Origin of the sequence: Antarcticimicrobium sp. (assembly GCF_029212575.1) — a bacterium.
Lineage (GTDB): Bacteria > Pseudomonadota > Alphaproteobacteria > Rhodobacterales > Rhodobacteraceae > Antarcticimicrobium.
In genome coordinates, this window is the sequence record NZ_JARGPK010000042.1 from 161,776 (window position 1) to 179,872 (window position 18,097).

An 18,097-nucleotide genomic window follows, 5' to 3' on the forward strand; every position below is an offset into this window, starting at 1 on the left:
GACACTCATAGGGCGAACCGGCGCGCTTGCAAAGGGCTTGTGTCCGGTCCGGCGCGGGGCACCCCCGCAACCAGATCCTAATGCACCATGATGCCGGTCCGCTTGGCCTTTTCCTCGGGCTCGACATGGATGGTGATCACGCTGCCGGGCAGCAGATCCTCCAGCGCTGCCTCGACCCGGTCGCAGACCTCATGCGCCTGGTTCACTGTGGACTCTCCGGGCACCACGAGATGAAATTCGACGAAGGTGGCGCTGCCCGCCTGCCGGGTGCGCAGGTCATGGGCCTGGAAGGCGCCGGTCGCGGCCTCGGCGATCACGGCGCGGATCCCCTCCAGCGTGGCCTCTGGCAGCGCCTCATCCATCAAGCCGCCGAGCGACTGGCGCATGACGCCCCAGCCCGACCACAGGATATTGACCGCGACCAGCACCGCCATCAGCGGATCGAGCCAGGGCAGACCGGTCAGCACCGCCGCACTCAGCCCGACGATCACCCCGGCCGAGGAGATCACGTCGGCGCGCAGGTGCTTGCCGTCGGCCACCAGCGCGGGCGAGCGCAGCAGCCGCCCCCGGCGGATCAGCACCAGCGCCCAGACAGCATTGAGAACGCTGGCGGCCCCGTTGATGGCCAGCCCGGCGACGGGCGCGGTGATCATGCGCGGATCAGAAAAGGCGCCCCAGGCCTCGCGCAGGATCATCAGGGCGGCGATCACGATCAACACGCCTTCCAGTACGGCGCTGAACAGTTCGGCCTTGTGGTGGCCATAGGGGTGGTTGGCATCGGCCGGGCGGCTGGCGTAGCGTACCGCGGCCAGTGCCGCCAGGGCGGCGGCGACATTGACGATGCTTTCCAACGCATCCGACAACAGCGCGACCGAGCCGGTCAGGCGCCAGGCCAGCAGCTTGATCCCCAGCACGGCGATGCCGACCAGCAGGCTGCCCAGTGCAAGTTTGGTGGCGGAGGTCACGGGGCGGCGGTTCCTTTTGGCATCGGGGGCCGGGTAGACCGGGCGCGGCGGCGGATCAAGCCACCCGGTCCTGCCTGCGGCGATCCGCGCGTCACAAGAACGAAAAAGGGCCGCCCGGTCCGGCGGCCCTGTCGTAACTGGTACGGCGCAATCGCTCAGGCGTTGACGCTGTCCTTGAGAGCCTTGGCGATGGTCATCTTGACCACCTTGTCGGCCTCTTTCTTGAACTGCTCGCCGGTGGCGGGGTTGCGCACCATGCGCTCCGGACGCTCGCGGCAGTAGATCTTGCCGACGCCCGGCAGGGTCACCGCACCGCCGCCCGACACTTCGCGGGTGATCAGGTTGGTCATCGCATCCAGCGCGGCGCCGGCGGCCTTCTTGTCGGCGCCCATTTCCTCGGCCAGTGCGGCGACGAGCTGGGTCTTGGTCATCGGTTTTGCCATTCTTCTGTCTCCTTCGTCTGCCCTATCTTGGGCCTCATCGCGTGAGTCTAGCGTTATTTTGTGGGCGAACACAACGCATAGTGGCGTGATCCAACCCCAATTCCGCCGATTTTTGCCTGTTTTCGCCCTTACAGGAAAGGGGTTTCGTCGAAAGAGCGCAATTTCCGGCTGTGCAGCCGCTCCAGCGGCATCGTCCGCAACCGCTCCATCGCCCGGATTCCGATGCTCAGATGGCGCGAAACCTGAGTCTTGTAAAAGTCCGACGCCATCCCGGGCAGCTTCAATTCGCCGTGAAGGGGTTTGTCCGAAACGCACAGAAGCGTGCCGTAAGGGACCCGGAACCGATAGCCGTTGGCGGCGATGGTGCCGCTTTCCATGTCCAGCGCGATGGCGCGGCTCTGGCTGAGGCGCTGCACCGGGCCGGACTGGTCGCGCAACTCCCAGTTGCGGTTGTCGAGCGTCGCCACGGTGCCGGTGCGCATCACCCGTTTGAGGTCGTATCCCTCCAGCTGGGTCAGCTCCGCCACCGCCTCCTGCAGGGCCACCTGGATCTCGGCCAGCGCCGGGATCGGCACCCAGACCGGCAGGTCGTCGTCGAGCACCTTGTCCTCGCGCAGGTAGGCGTGGGCCAGCACGAAATCGCCCAAGGCCTGCGTGTTGCGCAAGCCGGCGCAATGGCCGACCATGATCCAGGCATGCGGCCGCAGCACCGCGATATGATCGGTCGCGGTCTTGGCATTCGACGGGCCGACCCCGATGTTGACCAGCGTGATGCCGCCGCCATCGGGCCGTTTGAGGTGATAGGATGGCATTTGCGGCAGCTTGCCCGCCGGCGGGATCGGCGCATCGGGATCGGTGATCTCGGTATTCCCGGTGCTGACGAAACTGGTGTAGCCGCTGTCGGGATCGGCCAGCTGCGCCCGTGCAAAGCCCTCGAACTCGCTGACGTAGAACTGGTAGTTGGTGAACAGAACGTGGTTCTGAAAATGCTCCGGGTCGGTGGCGGTGTAATGGGCCAGCCGCGCCAGCGAATAATCCACCCGCTGCGCGGTGAAGGGGGCCAGCGGCCAGACGCCGTCGGGCGTGGCATAGGTGCCGTTGACGATATCGTCGTTGGTGGTGTTGAGATCCGGCACGTCGAAAACGTCACGCAGGATGAAATCGGTCGCCCCCTCCTGCGGGACCGAGATCGTGGCGTCGTTGGCCACGGCGAAATGCACCGGCATCGGCGTGTCGGAGGGGCCGATCATCACCGGCACCCCGTGGTTTTCCAGCAGCAACCCGATCTGCTGGATCAGGTAATTGCGGAACAGGTCAGGCCGGGTGACCGTTGTGGCATAGGTGCCCGGCGCCGGAGCGTGACCGAAGCTCAGCCGGGTATCGACCTGCGCATGGCTCGCGGTGGTGAGGCGAATCTCCGGGTAATAGGCCCGGATCCGGTCCTGCGGCGCGCCCCGCGTCATCACCTCGGCGAACCGGGAACAGAGGAAATCCACCGACTGGCCATAAAGCTGCTCGAGCCGGTCGACGGCCGCGACCGCATCGGTAAACGGCTCCGGTGCGGGGGCGTCGGGGGTATGCAGGCCGGTCATGATTGCGGCTCTAACAGGTCGATCCTTTCGAATTTCCGCACGTCGACCAGCCCGAGATCCGAGATCCGCAACTCCGGGATCACCACCAGTGCCAGCAGAGAATGCTGCATGTAGGCGTTGTTGAGGTCACATCCGCAATCGCGCATCGCCTGCATCATCGCCCCGGCCTTTTGCGCCACCTCCTGCGCCGGGGCGTCCGACATCAGCCCGGCAATTGGCAGTTCCACCAGTGCCAGTTCCAGCCCGTCGCGGAACACGGTGACACCACCGCCGACCTGCGCAAGACGGTTGGCGGCCAGCGCCATCTGCGCCCGGTCGGTGCCCACCACGATCATGTGATGGCTGTCATGGGCCACGGTCGAGGCCATCGCCATGCGCCCGGTGTAGCCAAAGCCGGAGACAAAGCCGTTGACCACGCCGCCGGTGCCCCGGTGGCGTTCGACCAAGGCTATCTGGCACACCTCTCCCGCGCCCTCGACCAGCCCGTCGCGCACCGGAAGATCGGCCTGCAGCGCCTTGGTCGGGGCCTGGTTCTCGATCACGCCGATCACGTTGGCGCGCGCGGTATTGGCGCCCTCGGGCGCTTTGATCTCGAAATCCGCACCGGTCAGAACATGGCCCAGATGCACCGTGCCCCGGGCGCTGTCCGGCCAGTCGAAATGCGGACAATCCACCTTGATAGAGCCTGAGTCCGCTACCAGCCGCCCGCGCGCGAACACCTGTTCGATGGGCAGCTCGCGCAAGTCCGAGGTCAGGATCACATCGGCGCGCCGGCCAGGCGTGAGTGAGCCCAGCTCGCGCTCCAGCCCGAAATGGCTGGCGGTGTTGATCGTCGCCATCTGCAGCGCGACCAGCGGATCGCAGCCGCAGGCGATGGCATGGCGCACCACCCGGTTCATGTGGCCGTCATGCACCAGCGTGCCGGAATGGCTGTCATCGGTGCAGAGGATGAAATTGCGCGGATCGAGACCCCTTTCGGTGACGGCGGTGATCTGGCTCTCCACGTCGTACCAGGCCGAGCCCAGCCGCATCATGCTGCGCATCCCCTGCCGCACCCGCGCGATGGCATCCGCCTCGCAGGTGCCTTCGTGATCGTCGGCGGGGCCGCCGGCAACGTAGGCCGCGAAATCAGGTCCCAGATCGGGCGAAGCATAATGCCCGCCCACCGTCTTGCCCGCGGCCTGGGTCGCCGCGATCTCGGCCAGCATCTTGGGATCGGCCGCCGCCACGCCGGGAAAGTTCATCATCTCGCCCAGCCCGATGATGCCGGGCCATGTCATCGCCTCGGCCACGTCTTCGGGAGAAATCTCATGCCCCGTCGTCTCCAGCCCCGGTGCGCTGGGCGCGCAGGAGGGCATCTGGGTAAAGACGTTGATCGGCTGCATCAGCGCCTCGTCATGCATGTAGCGCACGCCGTCCAGACCCAGCACGTTGGCGATCTCGTGCGGGTCGGTAAAGATGCTGGTGGTGCCATGCGGGATGATCGCCCGGGCGAACTCCGCCGGGGTCAGCATGCCGCTTTCGATATGCATATGCGCGTCGCAGAGCCCGGGGATCATGTAGCGCCCGTTGGCCTCGATCACCTGCGTATCCTCTCCGATGCAATAGGAGGCATCGGGCACGACGCAGGCGACGCGCCCCTCGGCGATGGCGATATCGTGGTCCGGCAGCACCTCGCGGCTGTGCACGTTGACCCACTGGCCCTTGCGGATGACAAGATCAGCGGGGACGCGCCCGGCAGCAACGGCGATGAGGCGGGGGGCGCATTCGGCCCAGGTTTTCACTGTGTTCTGCTCCATGACGCACGTTGACACGGGTTTTTTCGGCAATCAAGCTGGCGTGGTTTGAAGCTTTTGCGAAAGGTGTTTCAAATGGACCTTGAAACCATCAGCGCCGAGGTCTTCGGCCGGTCCCTGCGCGGGTTGGGGCTGAACCTGCTGGTGCGGGATGTTCGGGCTGAATGCACCTTTCTAGAGACTGTTTTCGGCATTAAGCCGCACCGGGTCAGCGGTGATTTCGCGATCCTCGCCTATGGCGAGCAGGTGTTTCAACTGCATGCCGACCACACCTATCATTCCAACCCTTTGCTGGGGCTTCTGCCCGAGACGCCCCCGCGCGGCGCCGGGATCGAAATCAGGCTCTACGACAGCGATCCGGAGGCCGCGGCGGCCCGCGCCGAAGCCGCTGGCGGGACCATCCTGCAAGCCCCCGCCGACAAGCCCCACGGGTTGCGCGAGGCTTATATCCTGTGCCCGAACGGCTATGCCTGGGTGTCCAGCCGCCCCTTGGCCGCGCCCACTGACTGACCCGACAATTTCCGAAGGAACCCCCAGATGACCGTGACAAACCTGCGCCCCAACTTGGACAACTGGCCCGAGCGCGTGGACCTCGCCGCCGCCTTTCGCTGGACCGCGCGGCTGAACATGCACGAGGGTGTCGCCAACCATTTCAGCCTGGCGATCAACGACGAGGGCACCCGGTTCCTGATGAACCCGAACCAGATGCATTTCTCGCGTATCCGCGCCAGCGACCTGATCGTGGTCGACGCCAAGGACCCCGAAACGCTGGAGGGGCCCGACGCCCCCGACCCCACCGCCTGGGGGCTGCACGGCGGGTTGCACCGCCATTGCCCGCATGCGCGCTGCGCTATGCATGTGCATTCGATCCACGCCACCGTTCTGGCCAGCCTCGCCGACAGTTCCCTGCCGCCGATCGACCAGAACTGTGCCACCTTCTTCAACCGCTATGTCATCGACGACCACTATGGCGGGCTGGCCTTCGAGGACGAGGGCGAGCGTTGTGCCGCGCTGCTCACCGATCCGAAGAAGAAGGTGATGGTCATGGGCAATCACGGGGTGATGGTGATCGGCGCCACCGTGGCCGAGACCTTCAACAGGCTCTATTACTTCGAACGCGCGGCCGAGACCTATATCCGCGCGCTTCAGACCGGCCAGCCGCTGCGGGTGCTCTCCGACGCGGTGGCGGAAAAGACCGCGCGGGAGCTGGAGGACTATCCCGAACAGGACACCCGGCACCTGTCCGAACTCAAGGCGATCCTTGACGAAGAGGGCTCGAACTACGCCAGTTAGGGTCTGATTCCGATCTGTTGTCCAAGGGATTTCAAGCCTCCGGCGGGAGTATTTTCAGCCAGAAAAAGACGGGGGTGGATTGAACCAACCCCCGTCGAAAGCCCGTTTCCGGTCTTTTCCTGGCGCGGTCATCGACGCTCCCGCCTGTACCGCGAGGCTGAGCCTGCGCCGAGGCGGTAAATGCCGAGTTAATTGCCCCCGGATCGACCGCTCTTTTTCTGGCTGAAAACACTCTCGGGGGGGGTCGCCATTGTTGCGCCATTGGTCCGAGTGACAATGGCGACGGGGCAGACAGCCCCCCGCGTCGACGGTTGCGGCTCAGAAATCCAGGTCGGTGTAATGCGCCGGCGGGCGGAATCCCGGCACCTGGTCGGCCAGGATCGAGCGGAAGGCGGGGCGCGACTTGATCTTGGCGTACCAGTCCTTGACCACGGCGGAGCGGTTCCAGTCCACGTCGGAGATGTAATCGAGCGAGGAGAGATGCGCGGCGGCGGCGAAATCGGCCAGCGTCATCGCGTCACCGGCCAGCCAGCGGCGGCGGTCAAGCAGCCAGTGCATGTAATCCAGGTGGTACTTGATCGCCTTGGAGCCGGCCTTGACGTTGCCGCTGTCCGGGTAGCCCTGCCCGGTGACCTTCTTGTTGACCCGTTCATAGAGCAGTTTGGAGGTGACCTCGCCGTGGAACTTGTCGTCGAACCAGCCGACCAGCCGGCGCACCTCGAACCGCTGGGCCGGGTCGCGCGGCATCAGCGGCGGGTCGGCGCGGGTCTCGTCGAGGTATTCGCAGATCGCCGCGCTTTCGGCCAGGGTGCGCCCGTCGATCTGCAGTACCGGCACCTTGGCCGCCGGGTTGCGGCGCAGGAAATCCGGGCTTGCCTCCCAGTAGCGTTCCTCGACGAGCTGCACCTCGACCCGCTTCTCGGCCAGCGCCAGGCGCACCTTGCGGCAGAACGGGGAGAGTGGAACGTGATACAGTCGGGCCATCGGAATCCGTCGAAACCTGGTTGCGGGGTGTCCGATCACCAATGCCCTGCCACGCGGCGATTTTCAATCCTCGAAACAGGCGGCGCGCCCGTCCGCGCGGATGGTGGCCGCCCCGTCCATGATCGCGGCGGCGCGGCGGCGCACCCGGTCCGACGGGTCGGCGGCCGAGCGGCTGCGCGGCGCGGGCAGGATCGCGGCGATCAGCGCCGCCTGCCGTGCGTCGAGGTCTTTGGCCGGAATGCCGAAGTAGGTTTGCGCGGCGGCCTCTACACCAAAGACGCCCGCGCCGGTCTCGGCCACGTTGAGATAGACCTCGACGATGCGGCGTTTTGACCAGATGGCCTCGACCAGCGGGGTGATCGCGGTTTCCAGCGCCTTGCGGGTCCAGCTGCGCCCCTGCCAGAGGAACACGTTCTTGACCACCTGCTGGGTGATCGTCGATCCGCCGCGTGTCGCCCCCTCGGCAATGGCGATGCGGATCGCGGCCAGATCGAACCCCCAGTGTTCGCAGAAACCGGCATCTTCGGCGGCGACCACCGCGCGCGCCATCACCGGGGCGACCTGTTCGATCGGAGTCCAGTGGCGGTCGAGCTTGCCGTATTTTCCGTATTCGACCCACATGGTGTGGGTGATCGGCGGGTTCACCACGGCGAACAGCAGCACCAGGGCAATCACCAGCGCCAATGGGGCGAGGATCAGCCGCAGCGCCCAGCGCCGCAGCCAGCGCAACAGGCCGGACAGGGCCCCGCCCAGCCGGTTGCGCCGGGTGGTCCGTGGTGATTTCGATGTTCTGGTTCTGCGCGCCATGCTCCAGCTATAGGGGGCGGGGCGATAACGTGAAAGAGGGGCCGCCGACGGAAGGCGGTGCAGAGGGACCGTCGCAACGAAAAAAGGCCCCGCCGAACCGGCAGGGCCTTTCTGATTTCAAGACGCTTGCCTATTCCGCCGGCATCGCCTTCGGCTCGCGGCTCAGCGGAGCCGGAAGATGCGCCAGCATTTCCTTCGGGCAGACCTGCAGGAAGTGGCCCTTTTCCAGATCCCAGTGCTGCAGGATGTCGGCGGCCTTGCGGCTGCCGGTCTCGGCCAGGTGACGCTCGATCAGCCCCTTCAGCTCGCCCTCCCAGTGATCCATGGTCACCGGGCAGGTGACCAGCGTCTCGCGGTTCATCAGGGTCTGCGCCTTGCCCTCGGGGTCGTAGAGATAGGCCATGCCGCCGGTCATCCCGGCGCCGAAGTTGGCGCCGATGGAGCCCAGGATCACCGCCACGCCGCCGGTCATGTATTCGCAACCGTTGGAGCCGCAGCCCTCGACCACCACATGGGCGCCGGAGTTGCGCACCGCGAACCGTTCACCGGCCCGACCGGAGGCAAACAGATAGCCCGCCGTCGCGCCGTAGAGCACGGTGTTGCCGATGATGGTGTTCTGGTCCGCCACCAGCGGGCTGATCTGCGGCGGGCGCACCACCACTGTGCCGCCCGAGAGGCCCTTGCCGACATAGTCGTTGGCGTCGCCCGAGACCTCCAGCTTCAGCCCCGGTGCCGCAAAGGCGCCCAGCGATTGGCCGGCCGAGCCCTGCAGTTTCACATGCAGGTGGTCGGGCTGGAAGGCGTTGCGCATGCCGAAGTTCTGCACGATCAGGCTCGAGGTGCGGGTGCCCACCGTCCGATGCGTGTTCTGCACCGCGTAGGAGAGCTGCATCTTCTCGCCGTCCTTGAGGAACCGGGCGGCGTCGCGCACGATCTCGGCGTCCAGCGTGTCGGGCACCACGTTGCGCGGCTTGTCACGGTCGTAGACGATGTCATGGGCACCATCGACGCTGATCAGCAGCGGGTTGAGGTCGAGATCGTCCAGATGCGCGCTGCCGCGGCTGACCTGGGTCAGCAGGTCGGCCCGCCCGATCACGTCGGCAAGCGACCGCGCGCCAAGGCTGGCCAGAATCTCGCGCACCTCCTGGGCGTAGAAGGTGATCAGGTTGACCACCTTGTCGGCGGTGCCGGTGAACATGTCGCGCAGCTTGGGATCCTGGGTGCAGACGCCCACCGGGCAGGTGTTCGACTGGCACTGGCGCACCATGATGCAGCCCATGGAGATCAGCGCGGCGGTGCCGATGCCGTACTCCTCGGCCCCCATCATCGCCGCCATGACGATGTCGCGCCCGGTGCGCAGCCCGCCGTCGGTGCGCAGGGTCACCCGGCCGCGCAGGTTGTTCATCGCCAGCACCTGATGCGCCTCGGTCAGGCCCATTTCCCACGGCAGGCCGGCGTATTTGATGCTGGTCGCCGGGCTGGCCCCGGTGCCGCCGTTGTGCCCCGAGATCAGGATCACGTCGGCCTTGGCCTTGGCCACGCCGGCGGCGATCGTGCCAACGCCCGAGCTTGCCACCAGCTTGACCGTCACCTTGGCGCGCGGGTTGATCTGTTTCAGGTCATAGATCAGCTGCGCCAGGTCCTCGATCGAATAGATGTCGTGGTGCGGCGGCGGGCTGATCAGAGTCACGCCCTTGGTCGAATGACGCAGCCGGGCGATCAGGTCGGTGACCTTCATGCCGGGCAACTGGCCGCCCTCGCCGGGCTTGGCGCCCTGGGCGACCTTGATCTCAAGCTCTTCGCAGTGATTGAGGTATTCCGCCGTAACGCCGAAGCGGCCGCTTGCCACCTGCTTGATCTTGGCGCTGGGGTTGTCGCCGTTGGGTTCGGGCACGAAATGCGCCGGATCCTCGCCGCCCTCGCCGCTGTCGGACTTGGCGCCGATGCGGTTCATCGCCACGTTCAGCGTCTTGTGCGCCTCGGGGCTGAGCGCGCCCAGCGACATGCCGGGTGTGACGAAGCGCTTGCGGATCGCGGTGATGCTCTCCACCTCTTCCAGCGGGATCGGCTTGCCCAATGGCTTGACGTCGAGCAGGTCGCGCAGGTGGATCGGCGGATTGCTCTGCATCTTGGCCGAATACTGCTTCCACAGCTCGTAAGAGGCCCGGTTGCAGGCCATCTGCAACATGTGCATGCCCTGCGCGTCCCAGGCATGGGTTTCGCCCGATTTGCGCGATTTGTAGAACCCGCCAATGGGCAGAACCTGGGCGCCGCCGGACCAGCCGCGGGCATGGATCGCCTCGGCCTTGCGCTGGATGCCGCTGACCCCGATGCCGGAAATGCGGCTGGTCATGCCGGGGAAGAACTCGGCGCACATGGCGCGCGACAGGCCCACCGCCTCGAAGTTCAGGCCGCCCCGATAGGAGGAGATCACGCTGATCCCCATCTTGGACATGATCTTGAGCATGCCCTGGTCGATGGCGGTGCGATAGCGCGCCACGTTCTCGGTCAGGGTGCCGTCCAGCAGCCCGCGCTCGATCCGGTCGGCGATGGAATCCTCGGCCAGATAGGGGTTCACGACCGTCGCGCCGCAGCCGATCAGCACGGCGAAGTAATGCGGGTCGATGCATTCGGCCGAGCGCACGCCGAGCGAGCAGAAGGTCCGCAGCCCCTTGCGTGTCAGGTGGCTGTGCACCGCGCTGGTGGCCAGGATCATCGGCATCGCCACCTTGTCAGGGTCCGACAAGTGATCGGTCAGTACCAAATGCCCGGCACCCGAGCGCACCGCGTCCTCGGCCTCGGCGCGGATCCGCTTCAGCCCTTCGCGCAGCGCGCCCTCGCCGGGGGCAAAGGTGCAGTCGATCTCGGTCAGGTCTGCGTTGAAATGCTTGACCAGCTCGTCCCACTGCCCGTTGCCGACAAAGGGGCTTTCCAGCACGATGATCTCGGTCTGGCTGCTGTCCTCGTCGAGCACGTTCTTGAGGTTGCCGAAGCGGGTCTTGAGGCTCATCACCCGGTATTCGCGCAAGCTGTCGATCGGCGGGTTGGTCACCTGGCTGAAGTTCTGGCGGAAGAAATGGCTGAGCGGGCGGTACTGTTTCGACAGAACCGCGCTGGGCGTGTCGTCGCCCATCGAGGCGATCGCCTCTTTCCCGTCCTCGGCCATCGGGGCCAGGACCTGTTCCAGTTCCTCGATGGTGTAGCCGGCGGCAACCTGCCGCTGGCGCAGCGTGTCGCCGCTGAACAGCGCCTTTTCGCTGACCTGCGACAATTCCTCGTCCAGGTCGTTGATCTTGCTGACCCATTCACCAAAGGGCTGCGAGGCGGCCAGCTTGTCCTTGATCTCGGTGTCGTGGAACAGCTTGCCCTCTTCCATGTCGACCGCGATCATCTGGCCCGGTCCCAGCGCGCCCTTTTCCCGCACGGTCGCCTCGTCGGTGGGCACCATGCCCGCCTCGGAGCCCGCGATCAGCAGGTTGTCGCCGGTCACCACGTAGCGCATCGGGCGGAGCCCGTTGCGGTCCAGCCCGCCGCAGACCCAGCGGCCATCGGTCATCGCCAGCGCCGCCGGTCCGTCCCAGGGCTCCATCACCGAGTTGCAATAGGAATACATGTCGCGCCAGGCCTGGGGCAGTTCCACCGCCTGTTTCGACCAGCTTTCCGGCACCAGCATGGTTTTCGCCATCGGCGCCTTGCGCCCGGCGCGCACCAGCACCTCGAACACCGCGTCCAGCGCGGCGGAGTCCGAGCTGCCGCCGGGGATGATCGGCTTGATGTCGTCGGCCATCTCGCCAAAGGTCGCGCTGGCCATGCGGATCTCATGGCTTTTCATCCAGTTGACGTTGCCCTTCAGCGTGTTGATCTCGCCGTTGTGGGCCAACATGCGGAACGGCTGGGCCAGCCACCACTGCGGAAAGGTGTTGGTCGAATAGCGCTGGTGATAGATTGCGAAGGCGCTTTCGAAACGCTCGTCCTTGAGGTCAGGATAGAACTCGGCAACCTGTTCGGCCAGCATCATGCCCTTGTAGATCACCGAGCGGCAGGACAGCGAGGCGATGTAAAGCCCGCCAATCCCCGCTGCGGCGGCGGCCTTTTCGATGCGGCGGCGGATCACGTAAAGCTCGCGCTCGAACCGCTCTTCATCGACGCCCTTGGAGTTCGAGATGATGATCTGCTCGATCTCGGGCCGGGTGGCATTGGCCTTGTCGCCCAGGCAGTCGATGTTCACCGGCACGTGGCGCCAGCCATAGATGTAGTAGCCTTTGCGCAGAACCTCGGTCTCGACGATGGTCCGGCACATCTCTTGCGCGCCGAAATCGGTGCGCGGCAGGAACACCTGGCCCAGCGCCATCAGCTCGTCCTTGCGCGGTTCGTGCCCGGTGCGCTTGATCTGGTCGTAGAAGAAGGGGACGGGGATCTGCACATGGATGCCGGCGCCATCGCCGGTCTTGCCGTCGGCGTCCACAGCGCCGCGGTGCCAGACCGCCTTGAGCGCGTCGATCCCGGCGGCGACCACCTTGCGGCTTTTCTTGCCGTCGATGGAGACCACAAGGCCCACCCCGCAGGAGGCGTGCTCTTCGGATTCGGCATACATGCCGTTCTCGGCCATCCAGGCGCGCTTGGCGGTTTCCTGCGCCACCCAATCGGCATCATATCTGGTCATTGGGTCTCTCCTTCATCCTTCGGCGCGAACAGCGCGAATGTCTCTGCTTCGGTCAGGCGGGCATGGTCGCCGGCAAAGCGGTAACCCTGCGGCTTGGTATCGACGAAAAACTCGCGCCCGATCTTCATCTCGCCGGTGCCAAACAGCCCGGCAGCGAAATTGTAATGGCCGTGGCCCGGCCCCTCGGCGGTGATGCGATACCACAGGTTCGATCCGCAGGTATCGCAGAAGCCGCGTTCGGCCCAGTCCGAGGACTGGAAACGTCTTGCCTTACCGTCGATGGTGATGCTGTCCTGATCGACCCGGACCGACATGAAGGCCGCGCTTGTCCAGCGGCGGCACATGTCGCAATTGCACACGGTCAACCGTTCATCCAACAGCTTTGCCGTGATCGAAACCGCGCCGCACAGGCATTGGCCGCTGAGTTCAGTCATGATTATGTCCCTCGCCGGCATGATCCTGATGCGCGCCGTTTCCACCGTGACCATAACCGCGCAGATCGACATAGGTGGCGATCTGGTCCGCGCTTAGCAGCGGCCTGGTTTCCAGATGCGCCTTGAGATGGACCGCGCGCAGCCGCGCCAGGATCTCGCCGGATTGCGCAAGCTGCCGGTCCAGCATCTCCGGAGTCGCGTGGCCCATGCGGAACATCCCGCTCAGGTGCCGCTCAGCCGCGACATATTCCGCGCCCAGGCGCTGCGCTTCGGTCTGCATTTCTGCGAAGATCGCCTTGATCGCGCCGCTCTGTTCGGCCGTCAGCGAAAGCTCCTCGTCCAGTTCCAGCACATGGGCCGGGCCAGGATAGCCGTTGAGCTCGGCGGGCTTGGCCAGCCCCCAACCCTGCCCGGCCAGAAGCGCCTGGATATCGGTCTGCGACAGGCTGGCGATCTCGCGCTGATCCTGCCCGGCATAGGGTTGCTGGGCGCCTGCGGCGACGGCACCCGACAGCGCACAGGTTGCCGCGGCGACGATGAACAGCTTTTTCATGACAGGCATCCTTTCAACCGGGTTAAAGGCCGGGGCGTCCGCCCCGGTGTTCAGCGGCGCGAAGGCGGGCCCGCTGGCCACCGCCTTTGCGCCATCGCTATTCCGCGGCCACCGCTGCGGGAACATCAAGCCGATCCAGGATCGCCTGGGCGCAATCGCGCCCGTCGCGGATCGCCCAGACCACCAGGCTGGCGCCACGCACGATGTCGCCCACCGCAAAGACGCCGTCCAGCACGGTCGCGCCGGTGGTGAACTCGGCCTTGACGGTGCCCCAGCGGGTCACCTCCAGCCCGTCCACGCCCCAGAGCTTGGGCAGATCCTCGGGCTCGAAGCCCAGCGCAGTGATCACCAGATCGGCCGCTTCGACGTAATCGGCGCCCTCGATCAGTTCGGGCGACTGCCGCCCGGTGACGTCCGGCGCGCCGAGGCGCATCTTTTGCACCATCACGCCGGAGACCTTGCCGCCGTCCTCGGTGAACCCCTTGGGTGCGCGCAGCCAGTCGAACACGACGCCCTCTTCCTCGGCGTTCTGCACCTCGCGCTGGGAGCCGGGCATGTTGGCCCGGTCGCGGCGGTAGAGGCATTTGACCGATTTGGCGCCCTCGCGGATCGAGGTGCGCACGCAGTCCATCGCGGTATCGCCGCCGCCGATCACCACCACGCGCTTGCCGTCGGCGCAGAGCGTGCCGTTGTCATAGGCCTCCACCGCGTCGCCAAAGCTCTTGCGGTTGGAGGCGGTCAGGAAGTCGATGGCCCGCACCACGCCCCCGGAGCCGACGCCGGGCAGTTCCAGTACCCGCGACTTGTAGACGCCGGTTGCGATGATCACCGCGTCATGTTTGGCCCGGATCTCGTCAAAGGAAACATCCTCGCCGACGTTGCAGTTCAGCACGAAATTCACCCCGCCCTGTTCGAGCTGCCGGTTGCGGCGCATCACGATGTCCTTTTCCAGCTTGAAGCCGGGAATGCCGTAGGTCATCAGCCCGCCGGCGCGGTCGTAGCGGTCATAGACCGTCACCTGGACACCGGCGCGGCGCAGCATGTCGGCGGCGGCCAGCCCACCGGGACCGGCACCGATGATGCCGACGCTCTCGGTCCGCTCATGCGCCGGCTCGATCGGTTGCACCCAGCCGTTGTCCCAGGCGGTGTCGGTGATGTATTTCTCCACCGCGCCGATGGTCACGGTGCCGTGGCCCGATTGTTCGATGACGCAGTTGCCCTCGCACAGACGGTCCTGCGGACAGATGCGGCCGCAGATCTCGGGATAGGTATTGGTGGCCTGGCTGATCTCATAGGCTTCGCGCAGCCGGCCCTCGGCGGTCAGGCGCAGCCAGTCAGGGATGTTGTTGTGCAGCGGGCAATGCGACTGGCAATAGGGTACGCCGCACTGGCTGCACCGGCTGGCCTGCTCCCTGGCCTTCTGGTCGGCGAATTCGGCGTAGATTTCATGAAAATCCTCCCGGCGCGCGTCGGCGTCACGCTTTTCCGGCATGTCCCGTTCGATCTGCACGAATTTCAGCATCGGTTGTTTGGCCACGGCTCGGACTCCATGATTGCTTGGCTGGGCCTGTTTATGAGAACCGTTCGTAAATTAAAAGTCAGTACGTATGACCTAATTTAACTTTTTCTGGACAAAAGCTTCGGACGGCAGCAGGATTCTCACGATTTTAGGTAACAATTCGGACCTATATCGGAACTTTCCATTCCCGCTTAGATACTTATACAAGCCTTCAAACGCCCCTTTGCCGCCGGGACATTCCGCGCCATGCCCATCCTACAGCTGTTCCTTGTTGCCGTCATCCAGGGCGTTACCGAGTTTCTGCCGATTTCCTCCTCTGGTCATCTGATTCTTTTTCCCCAACTGACCGGAATGCAGGATCAGGGCCAGATCATCGACGTTGCGGTGCATGTGGGCACGCTTGGTGCGGTCGTGGTCTATTTCTGGCGCGACGTGAAACAGGCACTGGGCGGATTGCCCGAGCTGTGCTGTGGCCGGGCCGACAGTCCCGGCGCACGGCTGGCGCTGGGGCTGGCCATTGCCACCGTCCCGGTGGTGCTGGCTGGCGGGATCCTTCATTTCACCCATCTGGATGCGGCGATGCGCTCGATGGCCGTGATCGGCTGGACCATGCTTATTTTCGGCCTTGTGCTGTTCTGGGCGGATTGGCGCGGCGCCAAGGCAAAAGATAAGGCCGACTGGGGGCCGCGTGACGCGCTGATCATGGGGCTTTGCCAGGTGCTGTCGCTGATTCCCGGCACCTCGCGGTCCGGCATCACCATCACCGGCGCCCGCATGATGGGCTATACCCGAAGCGAGGCGGCGCGGCTGTCGATGCTGATGTCGATCCCGGCGATCATCGCGTCCGGCGTCCTTCTGGGAACCGAGGTCGCGGTCAAGGCCGACGGCGCCGCCTTTCGGGACGGCGCGCTGGCCGCGGCGTTCGCCTTTGTCTCGGCCCTGCTGGCGCTGACGCTGATGATGCGGCTGCTTCGCAGTGTCAGCTTTACGCCTTATGTGGTCTACCGCGTGATTCTGGGCATCGGCCTGCTGGTCATCGCCTATTCGTAAGGCCGGGCGGGTTACGGGCGCAGCCGGCGGCCCGACTTCATCAGCTCGGCATATTGACCGGCAGGGCGGAATTTCCACAGGTACTCCGGCAGAACCGAATCCATCGCCGTCGGAACGATGCCCAGCGCGTCAAAGCCGCGCGCGCCCTCGTCCACGACATTGTCGCGCGCCAGGTTGCGCAGTTGATCTCGGGTGAGGATCGCGTTCGGCACCAGGCCAAAGCTGACGAACTGCACAAGATCCAGCACGCCGGCCATGATCCGCGCGACCCAGACCGGCATGCCGATCACGATACGGCGGCGCTGGATCACCTCGAGCATGGTCTGCATCAACGCGCGGAAGCTGGCCACGCGCGGCCCGCCCAGCTCGTAGACGCCGGGCGCGGCACCGCCTGTGACACCCAGCTCTGCGGCCTTGGCCACATCATCGACGTAGACCGGCTGGAACCGGGTCGCGGCGTGAGCGATCGGAAGGAAGGGGCCCATCCGGGTCATCGCGGCGAAGCGGTTGAAGAACTGATCTTCGGGTCCGAAGATGATCGACGGCCGCAGGATCACCGCGCCCGGCATGTGTTCCAGAACCGCAGCCTCGCCCGCCGCCTTGGTCCGGGAATAGGCGCTGTCGGACTCGGCATCGGCCCCAATGGCCGAGACGTGCACCATCCGCCCTACCCCCTGCCCGGCGGCGATCCGGGCGATGCGCGCGGCCCCCTCGGCCTGCACCGCGTCAAAGCTGTTGCGGCCGCGCTCGGAAAGAACGCCGACACAGTTCACCACCGCGTCCGCGTCCTGCATCACGGCGGCGACCGAGGCGTCGTCGCGGATATTGCAGAACACCGGCTCGACCTGGCCGACCACGCCGTAGGGTTTCACGAACATCGCCTCGTTCGGGCGGCGCACGGCGACGCGCACGCGCCAGCCCGCCCTGGCCATGCGGCGCGCGATGTAGCGGCCGACAAAGCCCGATCCGCCGTAGATGGTGACCAATTTCGACATGGCAACGCTCCCGTTCGTCGGTACGCACCCGATCTACCGCCCCGACAGGCCCGGAACAAGACGGAATTCGCCTGTGGCCCCGGCAAGGGCCCGATCCGGTGCCCAGGCCCGGAAAAAACGGCCGCGACGGGAAAGGGAAAAACCCCGCCGGTCGCCCGAAATTTCCATTTGACACCCCCCGCGAAGGGGCTTAGTGACCCGCTCACGACACCTGCCCAGGTGGCGGAATGGTAGACGCGCTAGCTTCAGGTGCTAGTGTCCGTATGGACGTGGAGGTTCGAGTCCTCTCCTGGGCACCACAAATTTCACACACGCTATTTGATTCTAAGTGAAAATTTTGGTGGGAGTGTTTTTCTATCCCCCCAAATATCCACCCTATGCGCGGTGATGGGCGGAATTTTTGCTTCACACGGGCGTTGTTTCACAACTCGCTCCTGAAGGATTCACAACGCGAATCCATGGGGTTAGAAGGGCTGCATGCGGAAGCCTTTAGCCGCCCGCTACCGCACAACGAACTGGTCCGCTTGCAACGCCGCGCTGCGGAAGCGCGGCTCCCTGTTGATCTGGTTGGACAAGGAGATGACATGGCACGCTCCGCGTGATGGGGGGGGCCGGGCGCCCTCCGGTATTCTGCAATGCTGCCATCCGGTTCTGCCTGACGATCCAGGTTCTGTTCAAACTGCCCCTGAGACAAACGGCCGGGATGGTGGAGAGCCTGTGGCGGCTGGCAGGGCTGGACTGGCCCGTGCCCGATTACTCCACCCTCTGCCGCAGGAAGAAGACCCTGGCCGTCCGGATCCCCTAGGACAAGCGTCTGGACTGGCGCGGCCATGCCGGGTTCGCGCGGCGGCGCAAGGGGCGCGGGGGCGGCTGGGAGTATCACTGGAACGGGCGCGAATTCGCCAACAAGTTCCTGACCGGCGGGGTCAAGACGCGTTTTCGCTTCAAGGTGAAGGACGATGACATCCCGGGCATTCTGACGACGCTGGGCGTCGAGGTGCAT

At 65.4% G+C, this 18,097-nt stretch carries 14 protein-coding genes, 1 tRNA gene and 2 pseudogenes; 6 read left to right on the plus strand and 11 right to left on the minus strand.

Features of this window, described 5'->3' with window-relative positions; genetic code table 11:
• Nucleotides 1-77: 77 nt before the first annotated feature.
• The 4 genes from P1U75_RS08260 to ade all read right to left on the minus strand — a co-directional run bounded on the left by P1U75_RS08260 (nt 78) and on the right by ade (nt 4,799).
• Complete coding sequence (locus tag P1U75_RS08260) at nt 78-965, minus strand: cation diffusion facilitator family transporter (protein ID WP_300241945.1); 888 nt, start codon at nt 963-965, stop codon at nt 78-80.
• A 155-nt stretch (nt 966-1,120) separates the two neighbouring features.
• Nucleotides 1,121-1,408: an HU family DNA-binding protein gene (locus P1U75_RS08265; protein ID WP_300241948.1), complete on the minus strand. Its 288-nt coding sequence runs from the start codon at nt 1,406-1,408 to the stop codon at nt 1,121-1,123.
• A gap of 128 nt (nt 1,409-1,536) precedes the next feature.
• Nucleotides 1,537-3,000, minus strand: coding sequence for an AMP nucleosidase (locus P1U75_RS08270; protein WP_300241951.1), 1,464 nt, complete (start codon nt 2,998-3,000; stop codon nt 1,537-1,539).
• Complete coding sequence (gene ade, locus P1U75_RS08275) at nt 2,997-4,799, minus strand: adenine deaminase (RefSeq protein WP_300241954.1); 1,803 nt, start codon at nt 4,797-4,799, stop codon at nt 2,997-2,999. The genes P1U75_RS08270 and ade overlap by 4 nt, the downstream gene beginning before the upstream one ends.
• Nucleotides 4,800-4,871: 72 nt before the next feature.
• Here ade and P1U75_RS08280 point away from each other — a divergent pair, with 72 nt between their 5' ends.
• Nucleotides 4,872-5,306, plus strand: coding sequence for a VOC family protein (locus P1U75_RS08280; protein ID WP_300241956.1), 435 nt, complete (start codon nt 4,872-4,874; stop codon nt 5,304-5,306).
• A gap of 27 nt (nt 5,307-5,333) precedes the next feature.
• A complete protein-coding gene (locus P1U75_RS08285; protein WP_300241959.1) occupies nt 5,334-6,089 on the plus strand; it encodes a class II aldolase and adducin N-terminal domain-containing protein in 756 nt (251 codons plus the stop codon).
• A gap of 318 nt (nt 6,090-6,407) precedes the next feature.
• Here P1U75_RS08285 and P1U75_RS08290 read toward each other — a convergent pair whose 3' ends face one another.
• The 6 genes from P1U75_RS08290 to P1U75_RS08315 all read right to left on the minus strand — a co-directional run bounded on the left by P1U75_RS08290 (nt 6,408) and on the right by P1U75_RS08315 (nt 15,067).
• Nucleotides 6,408-7,073, minus strand: coding sequence for a glutathione S-transferase family protein (locus P1U75_RS08290; RefSeq protein WP_300241961.1), 666 nt, complete (start codon nt 7,071-7,073; stop codon nt 6,408-6,410).
• Nucleotides 7,074-7,136: 63 nt separating this feature from the next.
• Entirely contained in the window at nt 7,137-7,880 is a 744-nt protein-coding gene (gene mtgA, locus P1U75_RS08295) for a monofunctional biosynthetic peptidoglycan transglycosylase (protein WP_300241963.1), read from the minus strand.
• A gap of 130 nt (nt 7,881-8,010) precedes the next feature.
• A complete protein-coding gene (gltB, locus tag P1U75_RS08300) occupies nt 8,011-12,543 on the minus strand; it encodes a glutamate synthase large subunit (protein ID WP_300241965.1) in 4,533 nt (1,510 codons plus the stop codon).
• On the minus strand, nt 12,540-12,977 hold the full coding sequence (locus P1U75_RS08305) for a GFA family protein (RefSeq protein ID WP_300241967.1): 438 nt from the start codon (nt 12,975-12,977) through the stop codon (nt 12,540-12,542). The genes gltB and P1U75_RS08305 overlap by 4 nt, the downstream gene beginning before the upstream one ends.
• Nucleotides 12,970-13,530 (minus strand): hypothetical protein, encoded by a 561-nt coding sequence (locus tag P1U75_RS08310; RefSeq protein WP_300241969.1) that lies wholly within the window; start codon nt 13,528-13,530, stop codon nt 12,970-12,972. Before P1U75_RS08310 ends, P1U75_RS08305 begins: the two co-directional genes overlap by 8 nt.
• Before the next feature lie 97 nt (nt 13,531-13,627).
• Nucleotides 13,628-15,067 (minus strand): NAD(P)-dependent oxidoreductase, encoded by a 1,440-nt coding sequence (locus tag P1U75_RS08315; RefSeq protein ID WP_300241971.1) that lies wholly within the window; start codon nt 15,065-15,067, stop codon nt 13,628-13,630.
• A gap of 228 nt (nt 15,068-15,295) precedes the next feature.
• On the opposite strand from P1U75_RS08315, the gene P1U75_RS08320 reads away from it, so the two are divergent.
• Nucleotides 15,296-16,099: an undecaprenyl-diphosphate phosphatase gene (locus P1U75_RS08320; RefSeq protein ID WP_300241974.1), complete on the plus strand. Its 804-nt coding sequence runs from the start codon at nt 15,296-15,298 to the stop codon at nt 16,097-16,099.
• An 11-nt stretch (nt 16,100-16,110) separates the two neighbouring features.
• Here the strand turns inward: P1U75_RS08320 and P1U75_RS08325 are convergent, their stop codons facing one another.
• Nucleotides 16,111-17,094 (minus strand): complex I NDUFA9 subunit family protein, encoded by a 984-nt coding sequence (locus tag P1U75_RS08325; protein ID WP_300241976.1) that lies wholly within the window; start codon nt 17,092-17,094, stop codon nt 16,111-16,113.
• 213 nt (nt 17,095-17,307) lie between these two features.
• On the opposite strand from P1U75_RS08325, the gene P1U75_RS08330 reads away from it, so the two are divergent.
• The 3 genes and pseudogenes from P1U75_RS08330 to P1U75_RS20610 all read left to right on the plus strand — a co-directional run.
• Nucleotides 17,308-17,393, plus strand: a tRNA-Leu gene (locus tag P1U75_RS08330).
• Between the two features lie 178 nt (nt 17,394-17,571).
• Nucleotides 17,572-17,896 (plus strand): annotated as a pseudogene (locus tag P1U75_RS08335) (transposase); the annotation flags it as partial.
• A 12-nt stretch (nt 17,897-17,908) separates the two neighbouring features.
• Nucleotides 17,909-18,094: pseudogene (locus P1U75_RS20610) on the plus strand (transposase domain-containing protein); the annotation flags it as partial.
• Nucleotides 18,095-18,097 lie beyond the last annotated feature (3 nt).